Annotated in this window: 15 protein-coding genes; 6 read left to right on the top strand and 9 right to left on the bottom strand. The window is 44.8% G+C overall.

Going from position 1 to position 18,820, the window contains the following annotated elements:
• Positions 1-47: 47 nt before the first annotated feature.
• The 4 genes from rlmA to gap all read right to left on the bottom strand — a co-directional run bounded on the left by rlmA (position 48) and on the right by gap (position 5,496).
• Complete coding sequence (rlmA, locus tag FTW16_RS20160; protein WP_146492275.1) at positions 48-863, bottom strand: 23S rRNA (guanine(745)-N(1))-methyltransferase; 816 nt, start codon at positions 861-863, stop codon at positions 48-50.
• A gap of 169 nt (positions 864-1,032) precedes the next feature.
• Entirely contained in the window at positions 1,033-3,069 is a 2,037-nt protein-coding gene (locus tag FTW16_RS20155) for a methyl-accepting chemotaxis protein (RefSeq protein WP_146492274.1), read from the bottom strand.
• 297 nt (positions 3,070-3,366) lie between these two features.
• A complete protein-coding gene (locus tag FTW16_RS20150) occupies positions 3,367-4,257 on the bottom strand; it encodes a D-hexose-6-phosphate mutarotase (protein ID WP_146492273.1) in 891 nt (296 codons plus the stop codon).
• A 243-nt stretch (positions 4,258-4,500) separates the two neighbouring features.
• Positions 4,501-5,496, bottom strand: coding sequence for a type I glyceraldehyde-3-phosphate dehydrogenase (gene gap / locus FTW16_RS20145; RefSeq protein ID WP_017059382.1), 996 nt, complete (start codon positions 5,494-5,496; stop codon positions 4,501-4,503).
• Positions 5,497-5,815: 319 nt separating this feature from the next.
• Between gap and msrB the strand changes: the two genes are divergently transcribed.
• Complete coding sequence (gene msrB, locus FTW16_RS20140) at positions 5,816-6,253, top strand: peptide-methionine (R)-S-oxide reductase MsrB (protein ID WP_019823761.1); 438 nt, start codon at positions 5,816-5,818, stop codon at positions 6,251-6,253.
• Between the two features lie 172 nt (positions 6,254-6,425).
• On the opposite strand, the gene FTW16_RS20135 is transcribed toward msrB, so the two are convergent.
• Positions 6,426-7,232, bottom strand: a complete 807-nt coding sequence (locus FTW16_RS20135) for a DUF2989 domain-containing protein (protein ID WP_146492304.1) — start codon at positions 7,230-7,232, stop codon at positions 6,426-6,428.
• A gap of 113 nt (positions 7,233-7,345) precedes the next feature.
• Between FTW16_RS20135 and FTW16_RS20130 the strand changes: the two genes are divergently transcribed.
• Complete coding sequence (locus FTW16_RS20130; RefSeq protein WP_146492272.1) at positions 7,346-7,627, top strand: YeaC family protein; 282 nt, start codon at positions 7,346-7,348, stop codon at positions 7,625-7,627.
• Between the two features lie 104 nt (positions 7,628-7,731).
• Here the strand turns inward: FTW16_RS20130 and ansA are convergent, their stop codons facing one another.
• Together ansA and sppA are read right to left on the bottom strand one after the other, a co-directional pair.
• A complete protein-coding gene (gene ansA / locus FTW16_RS20125) occupies positions 7,732-8,748 on the bottom strand; it encodes an asparaginase (RefSeq protein WP_060982262.1) in 1,017 nt (338 codons plus the stop codon).
• A gap of 118 nt (positions 8,749-8,866) precedes the next feature.
• The gene (gene sppA, locus FTW16_RS20120; RefSeq protein WP_146492271.1) at positions 8,867-10,717 is read right to left on the bottom strand and encodes a signal peptide peptidase SppA; all 1,851 of its coding nucleotides are present in this window, start codon (positions 10,715-10,717) and stop codon (positions 8,867-8,869) included.
• A 279-nt stretch (positions 10,718-10,996) separates the two neighbouring features.
• Between sppA and FTW16_RS20115 the strand changes: the two genes are divergently transcribed.
• The 3 genes from FTW16_RS20115 to FTW16_RS20100 all read left to right on the top strand — a co-directional run bounded on the left by FTW16_RS20115 (position 10,997) and on the right by FTW16_RS20100 (position 15,854).
• The gene (locus tag FTW16_RS20115; protein ID WP_048660802.1) at positions 10,997-13,006 is read left to right on the top strand and encodes an NADPH-dependent 2,4-dienoyl-CoA reductase; all 2,010 of its coding nucleotides are present in this window, start codon (positions 10,997-10,999) and stop codon (positions 13,004-13,006) included.
• Between the two features lie 207 nt (positions 13,007-13,213).
• Positions 13,214-13,762, top strand: a complete 549-nt coding sequence (locus FTW16_RS20110) for an NAD(P)H nitroreductase (protein WP_146492270.1) — start codon at positions 13,214-13,216, stop codon at positions 13,760-13,762.
• 115 nt (positions 13,763-13,877) lie between these two features.
• Complete coding sequence (locus FTW16_RS20100) at positions 13,878-15,854, top strand: DNA topoisomerase III (protein ID WP_146492268.1); 1,977 nt, start codon at positions 13,878-13,880, stop codon at positions 15,852-15,854.
• A 39-nt stretch (positions 15,855-15,893) separates the two neighbouring features.
• Here the strand turns inward: FTW16_RS20100 and FTW16_RS20095 are convergent, their stop codons facing one another.
• Both FTW16_RS20095 and FTW16_RS20090 read right to left on the bottom strand, forming a co-directional pair.
• Positions 15,894-16,895 carry a DUF3080 domain-containing protein gene (locus tag FTW16_RS20095; RefSeq protein WP_146492267.1) on the bottom strand — a complete coding sequence of 334 codons (1,002 nt, stop codon included), beginning with the start codon at positions 16,893-16,895 and terminating at the stop codon, positions 15,894-15,896.
• A gap of 7 nt (positions 16,896-16,902) precedes the next feature.
• Complete coding sequence (locus tag FTW16_RS20090; protein WP_146492266.1) at positions 16,903-17,589, bottom strand: SDR family oxidoreductase; 687 nt, start codon at positions 17,587-17,589, stop codon at positions 16,903-16,905.
• A gap of 261 nt (positions 17,590-17,850) precedes the next feature.
• Between FTW16_RS20090 and FTW16_RS20085 the strand changes: the two genes are divergently transcribed.
• Positions 17,851-18,771: a histone deacetylase gene (locus FTW16_RS20085; protein ID WP_146492265.1), complete on the top strand. Its 921-nt coding sequence runs from the start codon at positions 17,851-17,853 to the stop codon at positions 18,769-18,771.
• The last annotated feature ends 49 nt before the right edge of the window (positions 18,772-18,820 follow it).

Raw genomic sequence — 18,820 nt, 5'->3', positions numbered from 1 at the left:
TAAAGGAGGCAAGATGAGATTTCAATGCAAACGATAATCAATATCAATTAAACCTGTTTGCGATACACTCTTAGCATAAAGTCAGCTTCACAGTTGAATTGCTCTGCGTTGGTGAGTTGTTGTTTAAACTCTTCAGTCGCTTTCCAAGCAAACGGCGTCATCTGTAGTAGGTCGAATGCATCTGACCCCGATAGTTCCATCATATAGTTTAGATGCTCTTGGTGTTCAAGAGTAAAACCTTCGATCAATTCAGGATCTTCATCGTGTAAACGCACACCATCATAAATGGCGTCACGCAACTGATATAGGTGTCGGCTTGCCGGTGTTACTGTAATCACGACACCATTGTCTTTAATTGTACGTTGGAGCTCTTCTGCCTTACATGGTGCATAAATGCGTAGAATGCCGTCTAAGCTGTTTTCTGCAAAGGGTAGGCGATGGCTAGAGGCAACAGAGAAGTCGACTGCTGGGTAGCGTTTAGCGGCGTATTTGATAGCAATCTTAGAAATGTCTAGACCAAAAATAGCACCGTTCTTATCTTGAAGATTCAACGCGATTTCATTGGTGTAATATCCCTCGCCACAGCCAATATCCAATAGGCTAGATGCAGTTTCTGGCATGTAGTTTGAACATAGTTCGACTACTGCTTGGCGCATAGGATTGTAATGGTTGCCTTCTAGGAAACGACGACGTGCTTGCATCATCTCTTTGTTGTCACCTGGATCTTTTGAACGTTTATGATGTGCAGGCATCAAGTTGACATAGCCTTCTTTCGCTAGGTCGAACTGATGGTTCTTTTCACACTTAAACGTACGATCGTGTTGAGATAAAGGTTGGTGACACAAAGGGCATTGGTAAGTCATTGCGAACTCGAGGTAGAAATTTCAAGTCCAAAATTTTAACAGGAAGCATAGTGGGGCGCTAGAATAAACGCAGTTGTCTTAGCTAGTGATAATTCATGAAGAGATAGAGCCAACGATGGCTGGCTCTATTGATACTTAGTGAATTGCTTAATAGAAGGTCTATTAATAATTAGCTAAAGAAGTTCACTTGATTTTTCAATGACTCCGCTTGCTTTTGAAGCTCATCAGCACTTCGAGATGTCTGCGCGCTGGTTTCACGGCTCTGTTGGTTGAGGTCGCTTATCGCATGCGCGTTTGCCGCAATTTCTTGAGAAACCTGAGCTTGTTCCTCTGATGTAGCAGCAATCGTTTCAGCTTGAGAAGCGATCGATTCAACTTGAGAGGCAATCGACTCTAGCGCAGTGCCTGCTTCTTGCGCTTTATCGAGTACTTGGTTGGCATTCGATTGGCTTTGCGTCATCAGGTTTACGGCATTGTGGGTCGACGATTTCAGCTTCTCGATGATGCTTACCACGTCTTGGACTGAGGTTTGAGTTCGATGAGCCAATGTTCTTACTTCGTCGGCTACCACTGCAAAGCCACGGCCTTGCTCACCCGCACGTGCCGCTTCTATTGCAGCGTTCAACGCAAGTAAGTTGGTTTGCTCTGCGATGTCATCAATCATCTTAGTAACAGTTTGAATACTTTCGCTATCAGAGCTTACTTGCTCGATGGCCGATGCGGATTTGTCTAATTGATCATTCAGCTGGGCGACATCAATACACACACCTTCAACGACTTCTAAACCTTTCTGGCTGTCTTCATTGGCAAGGCGAACATTTTCAGCAATGCTGTTCACTTGCTGTGCCACTGATTCAGCAGAGGTGGCCATCTCTTCTATAGCAGTAACGACTTGCTCAACCTGTGCTTGCTGGCGGTCAGATTGACTCAGATTGTGACTGGCATCTTGTGACACACTGCTCGAGCTGTTCTGTACTTGGTCACTGGTCGCACGAATCTCGCCCACGAGTGTATTCAACTGGGCTGCCATGTTGGCAACGCCGGTATTTAGGTTGCTGATTTCGTTCTTAGTCTGCTGACCATTGTTTGGAATATGTAGGCTTACTTCGCCTTTTCCTAAACGCAGCATGTACTCGTTTAACGTGGTTAGCGGCGTCAGTGTGCGGTTTAACACGAAGGTTAACGCGATGATGGTAGCCGCAGCAATTAGGGTAGCAATAATGGCGATGAGCTTCAGTAAATCGTCACTGCCTTTGGTCACTTCTTTAATGAATGTACCGCCAAGCAGTTTCCAATCCCAACCCGGAACTTCGGTGTATACCAGGTACTTCTCACCAACCGTTTCTTGATACTGATATGGGTATAGAATCAGCCCCGATGGCTGTTCAAAGATTTGATAGAAAGGTTTGTTACCGTCGTAGTCAGCAACATCAACAATCGATTTACCACCACCAACGTTCGTGGGGTGCAGTAAGTACTGACCTTGATGCTCTTTCTCGTTATCGACAATAATGGTATAGCCCGTATCACCCCAAGAAACCGAGCGTAAAGATTCAAACAGACTTTGAGTCGCGTCTTCTACTGGCAAACCAATGAAAGAAACACCGTTTACTTTGCCTTGAGTGTTGATCAAAGGCGCATAGTAGGTAATGTAACGTTGGCCGAAGAGTTTAACTTGAGAGTAATAAGGTTGGCCACTTTTGAGCTTGTTATAGCCCGGATGGTCTTTCCCTAGTGTAGTCGCAACAACTCGTTCACCTGAAGGTTTCTTGAGAGAAGTCGACACACGAATAAAGTCATCGCCAAATGGGGCAAATAGGGTCGCTACGGCGCCAGTGTCGCGGGTAAAGCTATCGACCAGTTTAGTGTCGTTGATTAGGCTCTCACCATATTGAGTCATGTTGGGAATTGAATGGCCGTTGAATTCAACGTCATAATTTTCAACATAAACACCTGCTAGGTAACCGTTACGAAAAGTGGATTCTAAAACTTTGGCGGTGTGCAGGTAGGCGTCGAACTGACCAGAGATGGTTTTGGCCATCGCTTCGACTTTTGATTGATGCTCCTTTAATGTGTTCTCTAAAAGTACCTGTGAGGCATTACGATAAACGAGGGTCGCTATCGAGCTAAATGCGATAAGCAAGCACAATAAAATGACCAACTTAAGTTGGAAGCCAACACTTTGATTTTTGTATTTCTCGAGCATGAATTCACTATCCTGTCTTCATTGAGGTGCTGTTAAGTGGTTTTAGGTAAGTTTGTTATTGAGTTTTCTATCATAGGAACTTATTTATCGGCAGTAATTGATAACAATTAATGAATTGATAGTTATATTTATAAATTAAATGAATAAATCGTAAGCTGGCGTTGATTTGAACAGATGAGGATTCTATTTCTGTAAAAAGATTCAGTTGCTTAGGTGTGAGCGAGATTAGACGGATAAAAAAATGCAGCCAATATGGCTGCATTTTTGTTTCGAACTAGATTACTTAGAAGCTTATTTTTAAGCCTCATTTGAAGAGAGCACCGTAATCAGCTGGTGGCTTTCACCTGGCTGTAACGTTTTGCCTGCTTCTAGACTTGGTGCGTGCAGTGTTGATTCAACACATAGCATGGTTAGGTAACCGTCGTCTTGCATATCGCCCATACTAGTAGCGCCTTCCGCCCACGGGTTCCACAGTACTGCAGAGTTATGGCCGTGGTTTTCAACCGTTAGAGTACGATCCAGCTTCTTGTCAGCAACAAAGATTTGCGCTTCTGGCTGAGTGTAAACACGGTCAATCGTATCGGTTAGCACAAGTTCAGCACCACCTTGGCAGATCTTGCCACCTTGTAGGCTATCGATGTACTCAGCACCCATACCTGTGGTCGTTGTGTTGTGGATATCGCCAACGTTTAGGTAAGTGTGCAGCGCGCCAGAGAAAGTCCATGGCTGTGAATCTGTGTTCTTCACATCTAATGTTACTTTTAGCTCATCGCCAATCTCAACATTTAGGCGTGCATCGAACTGATGAGGCCACACTGCCAGCGTCTCTTCACTAGGCTTTAGACCTAAGCTTACAATCACACCAGCTTCGCTTTCACGGTGCTCAACCAATTGCCACTCGCTTGAACGTGCAAAACCATGTGCTGGTGCTGCAATGCGACCAAACCAAGGCCAACATACTGGAATACCGCCGCGTAGGGCTGTTTTTCCGTCGAATTTAGCTTGTTGGCTCATCCAAATCAGGTCTTCTTGGCCTTGTGGTTGGAACGACACAACATGGCCGCCAAAGAGTGAAATCGCTGCGTTTGCTTTATCGTGGATAACGCGAACCAGTTTTACACCTTCGTGCTCAACGATAGTGACATTGTCAGAAAGTACAGTCAGTGCAGGTAGAGTAGATAAATCCATTACATGATCCTTCTAAGGAAATTGAATTCAAATGCTGACAAAAACTAGGGTGCTTGTGATTTTATGAGTGACAAGCAGAGTCAGTATTGGAGTTGAATTTCAGTGTTTTGGCGATCGGGGGTGAAGTCGGAAGTCGTTTAAAAGATAGCAGGTATTAAAAAGGCGACACTAAGGTCGCCTTTTTCAAAGTCTGCTCAAAACAGTCTTCGCTAATGCTTATCTAAAGCGATTTCTAAAAAGAAATTACTTAGAGATGTGAGCGATTAGGTCTAGAACTTTGTTTGAGTAACCGATTTCGTTGTCGTACCAAGATACAACTTTAACGAATTTGTCAGTTAGAGCAACACCAGCTTTAGCATCGAATACTGAAGTTTGAACTTCACCGATGAAATCTTGTGATACTACTTGGTCTTCAGTGTAACCAAGAACGCCAGCCATTTCGCCTTCAGAAGCTTCTTTCATTGCAGCACAAATTTCTTCGTAAGATGCAGCTTCTTTTAGGTTAACAGTTAGGTCAACTACAGATACGTTAGCAGTTGGTACACGGAAAGCCATACCAGTTAGAAGGCCGTTTAGTTCTGGAAGAACAACGCCTACAGCTTTAGCAGCACCAGTTGAAGATGGAATGATGTTTTGAGAAGCACCACGGCCACCGCGCCAGTCTTTAGCAGAAGGGCCATCTACAGTTTTTTGAGTTGCTGTAGTAGCGTGAACTGTAGTCATAAGACCAGACTCAATGCCCCACTTATCGTTAAGTACTTTAGCGATAGGTGCAAGACAGTTAGTAGTACAAGAAGCGTTAGAAACGATGTCTTGACCAGCGTAAGATGCTTGGTTAACGCCCATTACGAACATTGGAGTTGCATCTTTAGAAGGACCAGTAAGAACTACTTTCTTAGCGCCAGCAGTGATGTGCTTACGTGCAGTCTCGTCAGTTAGGAAAAGACCAGTTGCTTCAGCAACTACGTCTACGTCGATAGCATCCCACTTAAGGTCTTCTGGGTTACGTTCAGCTGTAACACGTACAGTTTTACCGTTAACGATTAGGTTACCGCCTTCAACTTCAACAGTACCGTTGAAACGGCCGTGAGTTGAGTCGTACTTAAGCATGTATGCCATGTACTCTACGTCGATTAGATCGTTAATACCTACTACTTCGATGTCTGCACGCTCTTGAGCTGCGCGGAATACGAAACGGCCGATACGGCCAAAACCGTTAATACCTACTTTGATAGTCATTGTAGTTGCTCCACAACTTAATTTCTGATTAAAGATAACTGGTAGTAAAATTACAGAATCCAGTATACATCTGCAATAGATAATCCGACTTAACTTGTTTAATGTCAAAAAAAAGCGACGCTTTTCTTAACAATTGGGTGTAAGTGGTTGAAAATTGACCATTGCAAGTGGCTCTGTACCCTTCCAGTTGGGTAAAATACCCCTAAATGATGATTCACTTATGAGTGTATATGTACAATGTTTCCTGGTGAGAAAGTATGTGCTACAAAACGACTGATATGCAAGCCTTTATAGAAAAAAGTAAATATAATAACTGATAATGTGGAGAGATATTAACGTGATTCAAAAGGGAGGAAATATGATAAAGCCTGATGAATACTGGCGTGAACGCCTAACGGACGACGAATTTGCAGTGTGTCGTGAACGTGGTACTGAAGCCCCATATAGCGGTAAGTTACTGCACAACCATAAGACTGGCGTCTATAGCTGTACATGCTGTGAAAGCCCTTTGTTTCTGTCGGATAACAAATATGACTCTGGGTGTGGTTGGCCAAGCTTTGATGCCCCAGTAAATGATGAAGCAGTACGCTATATAGAAGATCTAAGTCACGGAATGAAGCGTGTAGAGATCCGTTGTACCGCTTGTGATAGCCATTTAGGTCACGTTTTTCCTGATGGTCCGAAGACCACTGGTGAACGGTTCTGTGTTAATTCAGTGTCGTTAATTTTCAACAAAAATGACGAAAGTACGAAATAACTTGTAACTATTGTCTAATCCTTACAGGTCGCATTTGTCGATTTAGGAATGCTGAAACGCCCAAGATTTCAGATTTAACTCTAGTACAAATAAAAACAGCTACCAAAAAGGTAGCTGTTTTTTTAAAGCAGGTGAATAAGAAGCTTAAGTTAGAACACTATAAATGAAGCGATCAGTAACTCGGGACGATTGAAGGGCTGTAGACCCCATCCTCAATAGCTTCGACAATTTTGTCTGCGTCTTTATTTAACTGTTTGTATTTTGAATCTTCAAAACGATAGAGAACGGCCAGTTCCGCTTCTGATGCAATTGGTACATCAAACTCTTTGGCAACCATCGCCCAGACATACGCCTTTTCCATATGGCCCAAGCTGTGATTGATGCTGGCCATTGACTTAAAGATCTCTGTATTGACGGCAGAGTTGCTCGACAACGTTAAGGCATTATTAAGCAGCTTAAGTGTTTTAGCATGATCTCTGGTGGTATAGAAGGTTGCTAAGGCATATTGCATCTCCGCCGTGTTTAACGCTTCTGTGCCTTCCAGTTGTAGGAAACTGCGTCTTGCGTTGGTGTCTCCAGTTTGCGACCACAAGAAGTAAAGCGTTTCCGGTGTATCAGATTGCGATAGCTCACCAACAATGCGCTCAGACTCTTCAATACTGTGCATTAAAGAGGTAAAGCGGCGCTCTTGCAGTTTAGATTGGTCAATAGTTTCGATCTGAGCTGCGAGCTCTAGGCACTTTTTGTAAGCAGTGACTAATTCGAACTCTTTAATCTTATTGATTTCGGAGGGGTGTTTCTGAACTTCAAATCGATGCCAGATAAGATCGGTACGTGCGACACGACATTGCCCATCGTTCATGTTCAATTGTTCACACTGAAGGCCCGGGTTGCTTTGGCACAGTTGATCGGTATTTTTGTTTCCTTCAAGACACCCAACCAGAGTGAAAGGCAATAGGCTAATCGCCAACCATTTCATAATTTTCATATTCCTTCACTTGTGATCAAATGCACTTATTATCGGTCAGGTTCTTGACTCAATTCTGTTACGGGTTATTTTCTGGTGAAAATTGTTAAAACTAAGGCTTTACCATGGATGCAGAACAACTTCTTAGCGCAATGACACCCGAGGTCTACGAACGTTTAACTTATGCAGTTGAAACGGGTAAATGGCCAGAAGGTACGGCGCTCTCAAAAGAGCAGCGCGACTCGTGTATGCAAGCGGTTATGTTATATCAATCTAAACATAACTCTGAAGCTCAACATATGACAATTGCAGCTGGTGGTGAGATTAGCTTTAAATCTAAGTCTGAACTAAAGAAACAGTTTAAATCAGATCAAGACGATATTGTTAGGGTTAACCCTAATCATTAGGCTTAAATTACAACAAAGGGGTGGCAATGTGCCACCCCTTTTACTTTAAGCCGTTTATTTATAAGCAATAAAACGATTTAGTTCACGTTAATTGGCTAACAGACTTATAAGCTCATCTCGCCACGCAACACTTGTTGCATTTGAGTTTTCACTTCTTCGTAGCTTAGATTTTGGCTTAATAGGTAGTGAAGTTTCGCTAGTGCCGCTTCCGGAGTCATATCATAACCACTGACAACCCCAGCTTCTGCTAAAGCACAGCCCGTCGCATAGCCACCCATGTTCACTTTACCTGCTAAACATTGAGTTAGGTTTACCACGATAACTCCACGCTCTGATGCGTCTTTTAGGTGCTGAAGTAGTTCTGGGTTTTGTGGTGCGTTACCCACACCAAAAGTAAGTAGAATCATTGCGTTAACAGGCTGCAATAGTGTGTTGCGGATCACTTCATGTGATATGCCAGGGTACATAGTGATTACGCCGATAGGTTGCGGAGTAATATTATGAACCTTGAAAGCACCTTCAGGCTGCTCGTTTACCTTTACGTTATTGCTGATTTGGATATTGATACCCGCTTCTAGCAATGGGTTCAGATTTGGAGAAGTAAACGCATTGAAGCCATCAGCGTGTGATTTTGTGCTGCGGTTACCACGCATTAACTTGTTGTTAAAGAACAGCGTCACTTCGTTTATTGGGTAGTTTGCAGCAATGTGTAGCGCATTCAGTAGGTTTGCTTGTCCGTCTGAACGAAGCTCTGCTAATGGGATCTGAGAGCCCGTTACAATCACAGGTTTGCCGAGGTTTTCAAGCATGAAAGACAGTGCAGAGGCGGTGTATGCCATAGTATCTGTACCATGCAGGATAACGAAACCATCGTACTTATCGTAGTTCGCGCGGATGTCATCAGCGATAGTCTGCCAATCAAGTGGCGTCATATCTGAAGAGTCCATTAATGGAGAGTATTCGTGAATGGTGTACTCAGGCATCTCTGGGCGATGGAATTCAGGCATGCCAGCTAGCTGCTTATCCATGAAACCTGCGACTGGAACATAGCCGTGGTCAATAGACTTCTGCATGCCAATTGTGCCGCCGGTGTACGCGATATAGATGTGTTTTCTTTCCATGGCGAATAATACTTAGTGTGATATAGGGAACAGGGGGGCGATTATAGCGAATTATCATGCAATAAAAAGAGGCACCTAACACAGAGGCGCCTCTTGATAATAAAGCGTTGAACTTATCTTATTGAACTTGGCAATTTAAGCAGAAAGCGTAGCGGCCTTGTGGGTCGTTAAAGTTGCCTAACAGCTGGCTATCTTGAGCTAACTGTTGAGTAACAGGCTGTAAACTGCTTGGTATCATCGATTGAATATCAAGGCCTATCGACATCTGAACTTGGTTCATAAATTCTTGAATAAATTGTTCAGTGGCCGAAAGTGGCTCTTCTACCCAGTAGATGTTGTAGCTTTCAAGTTCTGCAAGTGAAGCCGCAGCTGCAACCGCATCATCAAAATCGCCAATCTCATCGACTAAGCCTTTCTGGATTGCATCTTGACCTGTCCATACTCGGCCTTGAGCGATCTTGTCTACAGCATCGACTTCCATGCCGCGATTTTCTCCAACTAGGCTGATGAATCGGCGGTAACCGTTTTCAATGCCCATTTGAAAAGCGTCTTTCGCGCCATCGCTAAGTCCTGTCGTAATACCGATACCTGAGAAAGGTGACGTACCAATGCCGTCAGTGTAAACACCAATATCGTTTAATCCTTTTTCGAAGGTCGTGATAACACTGAAGATACCAATCGAACCGGTGAGCGTGGTTGGTTGCGCTAGGATCTTATCCGCACCCATCGAGATCCAGTAACCACCTGAAGCAGCAAGGCTCGACATCGACACAACAACCGGTTTACCTGCTTGCTTGATCGCTTCTATTTCATTGCGAATCACTTCTGAAGCAAATGCGCTACCACCTGGGCTATCTACACGAAGTACAACGGCTTTCACTTTATCATCATTACGCGCTTGGCGAAGTAGGGCTGCAGTAGTATCACCACCAACCGTACCACGCGGCTGTTTACCATCCATAATTGCGCCGCTAGCAACAATCACGGCGACATCGTGTGACTCACTGGTCATGTCTGGAAGCATGGTTGCACGGTATTCGTAGTAACCAAACGCGTTGTAGCTGTCTTGACCGTCACTGCCGAAAACATCGGCAAGCTCTAGTCGAACTTGTTGGCGTGTCGCTAGCTCATCCACTAAGCCAAGTTTCTCAGCCAGTTTTGCAATGTCACCGTCCACAGACTCAAGTTCTTTCAAGAACGTTTCCATGCTTGGGTTCAGTGTTTTAGCATCGATCTGACGGTTGTTGCTGACGTCATCAACGTACGCCCCCCACAGTTGGCTTAACCAACGAGAAGCGGACTCTTTCGCTGCATCTGACATGTCGTCACGAATGAAGGGCTCGATAGCTGATTTATAGGTACCAACACGGAACACGTGCGTATTTACGTCTAGCTTCTCTAATAAGGTTTTGTAGTAAAGCGAATAGGCGCTGTAACCTTTGAGAAGCACACCACCGTCAGGGGACATGTACACCTTAGTGGCGTAACTTGCCAGGTAGTATTGGCTCTGGTTGTAGAAGTCACCTACCGCATAAATCGGCTTACCCGACGCTTTAAACTCATTTAAGGCTTTAGCAATGTAACGCAGTTTAGTTAGATTGGTCTCTGGCAGCTCTTTAAGTGCTAAAACAATACCCGTTACATTATCGTCGTCTTTTGCGTAGCGAATCGTTTCAACGATATCAAACAGGATGTTTTCTTTTGGAAGGTCTTTGCCCAGCAGCGAACCCGTGACCGAATCCATCGGGTTAATATAGCGGCTTTGCTCTACGATAGGGCCAGACAGGTTAAGTACTAACGCTGATTCTTGTGGAACAGTCGGCTGGGCCGTATCTGAATGGAAGTACACAAAGTAGATGATGGCGATACTGAGTAAAAAGAAAAGGTTTACCAGCGCAAGACGCACAAACGTGATGAGCTTCCAAATCCCTTTAAAGATCATGCCTATAAATTTGAATATTTTTTTCATTCTGTCTCCGCAGTGAGATCACGTCGCTTTAACAAGCCGTAGTACCATTAATCTCAATAATATGAACTGCTTAGTATCCTACGATAATTCCCAAGCTCAAACTATACTAAGAATTGTTAATCGATATATATTCTCATTAAGTGTAGTTAGATTAAGAACTTTTGAACGATTAATACATCCTGCATTATGATCGGTGTTACAAAAATGTAAACGGCTGTTTGAACTTTTGGTAATTGAGTTATATTGTGGTCTGACCACAAGGATATAATAATAGAAGTGATGTCTGCCATGTACCCACATTTACTTGAACCACTCGATCTTGGTTTTACTCAATTACGTAACCGTGTATTGATGGGATCAATGCACACAGGTTTAGAAGAAAATAAAGAAGGCCTGCATAAACTCGCCGCGTTTTATGAAGAGCGAGCAAAAGGAGGCGTTGGCCTTATTGTTACCGGTGGTTTTTCTCCTAATTTACGTGGCAGATTGACCCCATTTAGTGCTGAATTCAGTAAAGTGAAGCACGCAAAAGCTCACCAAGTTGTTACTGAAGCCGTGCACAAGCATGGCGGTAAAATTGCCCTTCAGTTGCTGCATGCTGGCCGCTATGCAATGCACCCATTCGCGCAAAGTGCTTCTGGTATTAAAGCGCCAATTGCTAAGTTCGCACCTAGCGAGATGAGCCCTCGTCAGATCAAAAAGACCATTGGTGCCTTTGCCAATAGTGCCGAGCTCGCTCAAGTGGCAGGTTACGACGGCATTGAGATCATGGGCTCGGAAGGTTACTTGATTAATCAGTTCATCTGTAAGCGTACCAACATGCGTTACGACGAGTGGGGCGGTTCTTACGAGAAGCGTATGCGTTTCCCTTTAGAGATCGTTAAATCGATTCGCGAAGCGGTGGGTAAAGATTTCATTATTATTTTCCGTTTGTCGATGCTTGATTTGGTTGAGCAAGGCAGCACGTTTGAAGATGTTGTTCTTTTGGCTCAGAAGCTAGAAGAAGCGGGCGTGACTATCATCAATACTGGCATTGGTTGGCATGAAGCTCGTGTTCCGACTATCGCGACACAAGTACCACGAGGTGCTTTCTCTTGGGTGACGGAAAAAGTGAAACCATACGTGTCGATCCCAGTGGTGACTTGTAACCGAATCAACACACCAGAAGAGGCCGAGCGTATCCTCAGTTCAGGACAGGCCGACATGGTATCAATGGCGCGTCCATTTTTGGCTGACCCTGACTTTGTTAATAAAGCCGCTCAAGACCAAGCTCAGTTCATCAATACCTGTATCGGTTGTAACCAAGCTTGTTTAGATAACGTGTTTAAAGGTAAACGTGCGAGCTGTTTGGTTAACCCACGAGCTTGTTACGAGACTGAAATTGTTGTTCAACCAGCTCAAGCCACTAAGACCATTGCGGTTGTCGGTGCAGGCCCCGCAGGCTTGGCTTGTGCGACGACATTAGCGCAACGTGGACACAAGGTTGACTTGATAGAGAAGAATGACCGTATCGGTGGACAATTCAGACTGGCAATGCAGATTCCGGGCAAAGAAGAGTTCAGAGAAACGATTCGTTACTTTGCTAACCAAATCGATGCATCAGGTGTGAACCTGAAACTGGATACCGAAGCAACGTTTGAGATGTTGCTGAAGTACGATGAAGTGGTGATGGCGGCAGGAGTTGAACCGAGAAAGCTCGATATTGAGGGCATCGACCAAGAAAACGTAGTCGATTACCAAACCTTGATTCGCGAAAAGACACCAGTAGGCGAAAAAGTCGCGATTGTTGGTGCTGGTGGTATTGGTGTCGATGTGGCAACCATGCTAACCGAGCCTACTTCTCACAGTTTAGATGACTGGCTGCATGAGTGGGGCATCGATAAGAATATGGAACACCCAGGTGGTTTGTATCCTTACCCGGATTCATTCAGCGATAAGACAGTCTGGGTAATGCAGCGTAAAGCGGGTCGTGTTGGTAAAGGCCCGGGCAAAACCACAGGTTGGATTCATAAACGTACGCTAGAAAAGCGCGGCGTGAACCTACTGGGTGGCGTGAGCTACAACAAGATTGATGACCAAGGTCTGCATATCAGTATTGGCAAGAAAGAACAGGTCCTCGATGCCGATTCCGTTATCGTATGTGCGGGCCAGGTGTCAGTTCGACCATTCGAAGATATGTGGCAAGAGTTTGGTGGCAAACTGCACGTGATAGGCGGTGCCGATTATGCCGGTGAGCTAGATGCAGTACGTGCTATCCGTCAAGGTGTTGAGCTAGCTATTAAGTTATAGAATCATCTATCAAACTGTAATCTTATCGGTAGATATTGTTACTTAGTTTGCTGAGCTAGATTTTGAACAAGGCTCCTAAGTCATAGATTTAGGAGCCTTTATTGTTTCTAATCTAGGCCAAATGGCTAGTCGTTGAGATTTATTATCGTTTGTATTCTGTGCTAAAGTTCAAGTATACAAATAATAAAGAAATAGTAAGGACTTCAAATGGATGCTTTGGATCTATTGCTCAACAGGCGCTCAATCGCAAAACTCTCTGATCCGGCACCTGAAGGTGTAGCGTTAGAAAATATCATCAAAGCGGGCTTACGGGCTCCAGATCACGGCGCACTAACACCTTGGCGCTTTGTTATCGCGCAGGGTTCAGGTCTACAGAAGCTTTCAGACATATTAGTGCGTGCCGCTGAAGCGGATGCAAGCGAAGAAGCGGTTATCGAGAAAGTAAAAAAAGCGCCGTTCCGAGCTCCAATGGTGATTACCGTTATTGCAAAAGTTACCGAGCACGAAAAAGTGCCCGCGTTCGAACAACACCTTTCTGCGGGTTGCGCTGCACAAGCCATGCAAATGGCTGCTGTCGCGCAAGGCTTCCAAGGCTTTTGGCGCTCAGGTAAATGGATGTTCCACCCAGAAGTACACCAAGCATTTGGCCTAGAAGGCGACGACGAAATTGTTGGTTTCCTATACCTTGGCACTCCAGGCTGTACACCAATGAAAGTGCCAGAGCGCGACTTCGCTAAGTTTGTTGAGTTCTTGTAAAGAGCGTTGAAGCTTGAATAGTGGAATGCTAACTGTATAAACAACCAGTTTTTCTTGATTTATTAGGGTCACATTAGATAATGTGGCCCTAATTGTTTGTAGCATCTGGAAAAACATGTCTCGCCTTATTATTGCTGAAAAACCAAGCCTCGGCCGCGCGATCGCTGCTGCACTGCCTAATCCACAGAAGAAAGACCAAGGGTTTATCAAATGTGGCAATGGCGATGTGGTGACTTGGTGTATTGGACACTTATTGGAGCAGGTTGAGCCAGACGCTTATGACGACCGCTACAAGAAATGGAACCTAGCCGATCTCCCTATCGTGCCAGAGCAATGGCAGCTAAGACCACGCAAGACTTCAAGTAAACAGCTCACGGTGATCCGAAAGCTATTGAAGGACGCCACTCAAATTGTTCACGCCGGAGACCCGGATAGAGAAGGACAGTTGCTGGTTGATGAAGTGATCGATTACTGCAAGGTCTCTAAGGCCAAGAAAGAGTCGATGGACAGGCTACTGATCAGCGACTTGAACTTACCTGCTGTAAAGCGTGCACTTTCTCAAATGCGTAGCAACCGCGACTTTATCCCACTGTCTATTTCCGCTTTAGCACGCTCTAGAGCCGATTGGCTGTATGGCATGAACATGACTCGCGCTTATACCTTGCTTGGTCAAAAGGCTGGCTACCAAGGCGTGTTGTCGGTAGGGCGAGTGCAGACTCCAGTACTTGGTTTGGTTGTAAGACGTGATGAAGAAATTGAGAATTTTATTCCTAAAGATTACTTCACTCTGCACGCTTTGATCCCTTATCAAAATAACGGGCAAAGCTTTGATATTCGCGCGCGTTGGAAACCAAGCGAAGCATGCAAACCATGGCAAGATGAAGAAGGTCGAGTGCTTAATCGCAAGTTGGTTGAGAACGTGGCTAACCGAATTGCGAATCAACCCGCGGTGGTAACGGAATCAGAGCAAAAGCAAAGTAAACAAGCTGCGCCACTGCCTTACTCGTTGTCAGCACTGCAGATTGATGCGTCTAAGCGTTTTGGCATGAGTGCTCAGCAGGTGTTGGACACGTGCCAGTCATTATATGAGAAGCACAAGCTCATCACTTACCCTCGCTCTGATAGTCGTTATTTACCTAAAGATCACTACTCACAAAGAGAGTCGGTAGTGGATGCTATCGCTAACAATGCGAAAGAGTTGCAAAGTGGTGCTCACGGTGCGGATCTTTCACTGAAATCAAAAGCGTGGAACGACAGCAAGGTTGATGCTCACCATGCGATTATTCCCACTCCGAAAAAATCATCGGTGAATGGCTTATCTGCCAACGAGATGAAAATTTATCAGCAAATCGCTCGTCAGTATCTAATGCAGTTCTACCCACCTGCGGTTTTTGCTGATGCTAAGCTGGTCTTTGATATCGCTGGTGGCGTGTTCATTGCGAAAGGACGTCAGCTTATCAATCCCGGTTGGAAGGTGTTGGTGGGCAAAACAGATACCGAAGAGAAAGGTGATGGCACGGATACGGTTCCTCCATTGGATAAAGGTACGGTGTTGACGTGTCGTGAAGGCGTGATTGGTGATAAGAAAACCGAGCCACCAAAACATTTTACTGAAGCGACCTTGCTACAAGCGATGACAGGTATCGCGCGTTTTGTTGCGAACAAAGACCTCAAAGCCATTTTGAAAGAGACTGATGGCCTTGGCACTGAAGCGACTCGTGCGGGCATTCTGGATACGCTATTCAAAAGGCAACTGCTAACGCGCCAAGGTAAGAGTATTCATAGTAGCCCTGCGGGGAGAGGCTTGATCCATGCCTTACCTGAGGATTCGACCTTTCCAGACATGACGGCACATTGGGAGCACCAGTTGCAAGGCATGGCAGAACGAAATCAAGCGTATCAACCTTTCATGCAAGCGTTAGAAAGCAAGATTGATGGTTTGATGGGCAAGGTAAAAACGGGCGAAGTTCCTGAATCTCTGCGCCATCTTCCTAAAGTTGAGAGACCCGCTTTTAAACGCCGTAAAGGCGGTGGTGCGAAGAAAGTTTATGCCAAGAAAGGTACCTATGCTAAAAAAGGCACTAAAAGCTAGGAACTGAGAGCAAACAGCTGTTTATTGGCGATACTGGAATTAACGACCGACTTTGCGTCCGCAGCGCTTAAACAGCTGTTGCCAATAATCAACATGGCGGCGAGTGGATGATCGAAAGGCTTGATGCGCATCTTGGATGGGAAAGTAATAACTGTGCAGGTCAGGTTGCGCGTCAAACATCCCTAGTTGCGGGGCTAACTGCTGGTAAAAGCCATCCAGCTGCGCCATGTAAGGCTGAACCTTACCTATGTATTGCTGCTCGAATACATTGTTGAGATAACGAAACTTAGTGGTGTCTCGCTGCTTCCCGCAGATGATGTTGGCATCAAAAGTAGTGAGTTGCTTGGTGATGGTATCAAGCTCAGCTGAGGCACGGGCGAGCGAGTAGTATAAATCCCCGAGCGTAGAGCTCTTCTCTAATACTTCTTGAACCTCAGTAGTCTTGCCTGAAACGAGCGGAACGTTTAACGCTTGATTGATATGTTCTAAGGCATCACCGGTTTGTCTTACCTGATCGCCGATATCAGCACGTAACCACTGACTACCACGCATTTGCGACTGCATCGCTTCACTGGCATAGATTAGATTCCATTGGTGTAGTGGAAATTGTGCGAGTTTCTGTTGCTCGATTTCTCTGAGTAATTTTATGATCTCTGGATCTAATTCATTATTAGATAAACACTTACCAACACCTTCCAGTAGAGCGACTTGATAATCGTAATTCCGGAACTCGTCGGCGACTTTTCCAAGTACGGAATTTCTTTCTGCAATCAGATTGAATAACCCACATTGTCGAAGTTGATAACTGTCGATGAGACCGATAGAAAGTGAGGGCACGTCAAGCAACAGCTCTCGCTTTCTCGGTAGGTTTTCAAACTCCCAGTCATCATTGAGTTCTTTTGCATCTTGTACTCTGGCGACCTTAGTTTGATAGTCGTCGAACAAGTCGCCGGGGCCATCACTGAAACAGCCAGCTAGCATCACTGTCAGACAAAACAGTGTTGAGTGCTTAACTAGGTTTGAGAGAGGCCCTGCATTCATCTGTGGATCACCAGTCTATTTCGCTGCCATCGAAATTGAAGAAGTGACCACTCACTTCGGTATTCGCTGACTCGATGACTTTAATAAGGCCGGATGCTGAAGTGTCGGTGTCGATCAGAGCATTCGGCCCGCCCATTTCAGTCTGTACCCAACCTGGATGCAGTGCTAACACCGTAAAGCCATTCTCGGTTAAGTCGTTGCTTAGGCTCTTCACCACGGAGTTTAGAGCGGCTTTAGAGGAGCGATAGATATAACCGCCGCCTGAGGTGTTCTCAGTCATACTGCCGACTCTAGAGGATAAACAAGCGACCTTTTTGATATCGCTGTCTTCTAATAAAGGCAATAGCGTTTCGACAAGTTTCAGCGGAGCAATAGTGTTGACTTCAAAAACACGACGCCACTCTTCGACATCGGTATTACCCAGCCCATAACCTTTAGGACCATAGTAGCCAGCGTTGTTGAGCAAGATATCAATCGGTTCCATTTGCGAGGGGAGTTGGCCTACTGCTTGGTAATCGGTTATCTCTAATTGAATGCAGGTTAGGTTGCTGTTGTGCTTTGCGAGTGAGAGCAGTTCTTTTGCTGAATTGGCTTCACGATAAGTCGCGTACACCTTGTGGTTACCTTTCAAGTACTGCTGAGTCAGGCTTAAGCCAATGCCGCGGTTCGCTCCAGTAATAAAAATTACGCTCATGGTGATTCCTTTTCAGTTCAATTAGTTAAGTTTGATGGCTTAACACGAGAAAATCAACGCTCCACCAACTGGCCATTAACATTCCTACAAAAATCATTACTGCTGTTACTGAGCCGCAGATCACCCCAAAGATGAGTATTAGGTTTCTCATTGCTGTCTCTTTTTGAAATTTAATATAATGATAACCATTATCATTAATTAAGGTTGTCGCCTAGGCTGAGACTGTTATGATTTTGAGAAAGATACGCAATTAACCTGATTATGATTCCTTTAATTTACCACCCAATCTATTCGCAGTTACCTTTACCAGAAGGTCACCGTTACCCAATCAACAAATATCAGTTGTTATATAGTGCTGTTGAGAAACGAATGGATAGCGAACCTCGATGGAAGAGCAAGTTTGAAGTGTTTCAACCAACGCCGGTTTCGGTTGAGCAAGTAAAACAGGTACACGATAGTGACTATGTCGATTTACTTGTGTCTGGTAATTTGCCAGCGGCCAAAATGAGACGCATCGGGTTCCCGTGGAGTGAGCAACTGATCGAAAGGACACTCTACTCAAGTGGAGGAACTTGTTTAGCGGCTGAAATGGCCATAGAGAGTGGTTTAGCGATTCATTTGAGTGGTGGTTATCATCACGCACACCATGATTTTGGTAGCGGATTTTGTTTGTTGAACGATCTGGTTTTAGCGGCAAAACATGCGCTGACCTTTGAACATATCGATAAAGTGCTTATCGTCGACAGCGATGTTCATCATGGTGATGGCACTGCGACTCTTTGCCAAGAGAATGACGACATCATTACTTTGTCGTTCCACTGCGATAAAAACTTCCCTGCACGAAAACCGCTATCTGATTTAGATGTGCCGTTAAGTCGTGAAACAGAAGATAAAGAGTTTCTGCGTTGTTTTGAGCAAGTCACCAAGCTGGCGATTGCTCACCATCAACCTGATCTCATTATTTATGATGCGGGTATCGATATCCATCAAGACGATGAACTAGGCTATTTGAATGTGTCTACACAAGGGATATTTGAACGCGACTGCTTGATGATCGACTTAGCGAAATCAGAATCTATCCCGATGGCATGTGTTGTTGGTGGTGGCTATCGAACACAGCATGAAGATCTGGTTCCTATTCACATGCAATTATTGAAAGCGGCACTAGAAGTGAATGTTTGACGTGACAAACTCGGGTTTTCTCCAGATACAAAAAAGCCGCTGATTTCTC

Source organism: Vibrio sp. T20 (assembly GCF_007858795.1).
GTDB lineage: Bacteria > Pseudomonadota > Gammaproteobacteria > Enterobacterales > Vibrionaceae > Vibrio > Vibrio satsumensis.
Note: the sequence above shows the minus strand (reverse complement) of the source record. Positions and strands in the feature narration are given on the sequence as shown.

Bases quoted from the DNA above. Each gene is read 5' to 3' on its own strand.
- FTW16_RS20135 (WP_146492304.1), bottom strand. From the start codon at position 7,232: ATGAAATGGTTGGCGATTAGCCTATTGCCTTTCACTCTGGTTGGGTGT.
- FTW16_RS20130 (WP_146492272.1), top strand. From the start codon at position 7,346: ATGGATGCAGAACAACTTCTTAGCGCAATGACACCCGAGGTCTACGAA.
- msrB (WP_019823761.1), top strand. From the start codon at position 5,816: ATGTGGAGAGATATTAACGTGATTCAAAAGGGAGGAAATATGATAAAG.
- rlmA (WP_146492275.1), bottom strand. From the start codon at position 863: ATGACTTACCAATGCCCTTTGTGTCACCAACCTTTATCTCAACACGAT.
- FTW16_RS20155 (WP_146492274.1), bottom strand. From the start codon at position 3,069: ATGCTCGAGAAATACAAAAATCAAAGTGTTGGCTTCCAACTTAAGTTG.
- gap (WP_017059382.1), bottom strand. From the start codon at position 5,496: ATGACTATCAAAGTAGGTATTAACGGTTTTGGCCGTATCGGCCGTTTC.
- FTW16_RS20115 (WP_048660802.1), top strand. From the start codon at position 10,997: ATGTCTGCCATGTACCCACATTTACTTGAACCACTCGATCTTGGTTTT.
- FTW16_RS20090 (WP_146492266.1), bottom strand. From the start codon at position 17,589: ATGAGCGTAATTTTTATTACTGGAGCGAACCGCGGCATTGGCTTAAGC.
- FTW16_RS20150 (WP_146492273.1), bottom strand. From the start codon at position 4,257: ATGGATTTATCTACTCTACCTGCACTGACTGTACTTTCTGACAATGTC.
- FTW16_RS20095 (WP_146492267.1), bottom strand. From the start codon at position 16,895: ATGAATGCAGGGCCTCTCTCAAACCTAGTTAAGCACTCAACACTGTTT.
- sppA (WP_146492271.1), bottom strand. From the start codon at position 10,717: ATGAAAAAAATATTCAAATTTATAGGCATGATCTTTAAAGGGATTTGG.
- FTW16_RS20100 (WP_146492268.1), top strand. From the start codon at position 13,878: ATGTCTCGCCTTATTATTGCTGAAAAACCAAGCCTCGGCCGCGCGATC.
- FTW16_RS20110 (WP_146492270.1), top strand. From the start codon at position 13,214: ATGGATGCTTTGGATCTATTGCTCAACAGGCGCTCAATCGCAAAACTC.
- ansA (WP_060982262.1), bottom strand. From the start codon at position 8,748: ATGGAAAGAAAACACATCTATATCGCGTACACCGGCGGCACAATTGGC.
- FTW16_RS20085 (WP_146492265.1), top strand. From the start codon at position 17,851: ATGATTCCTTTAATTTACCACCCAATCTATTCGCAGTTACCTTTACCA.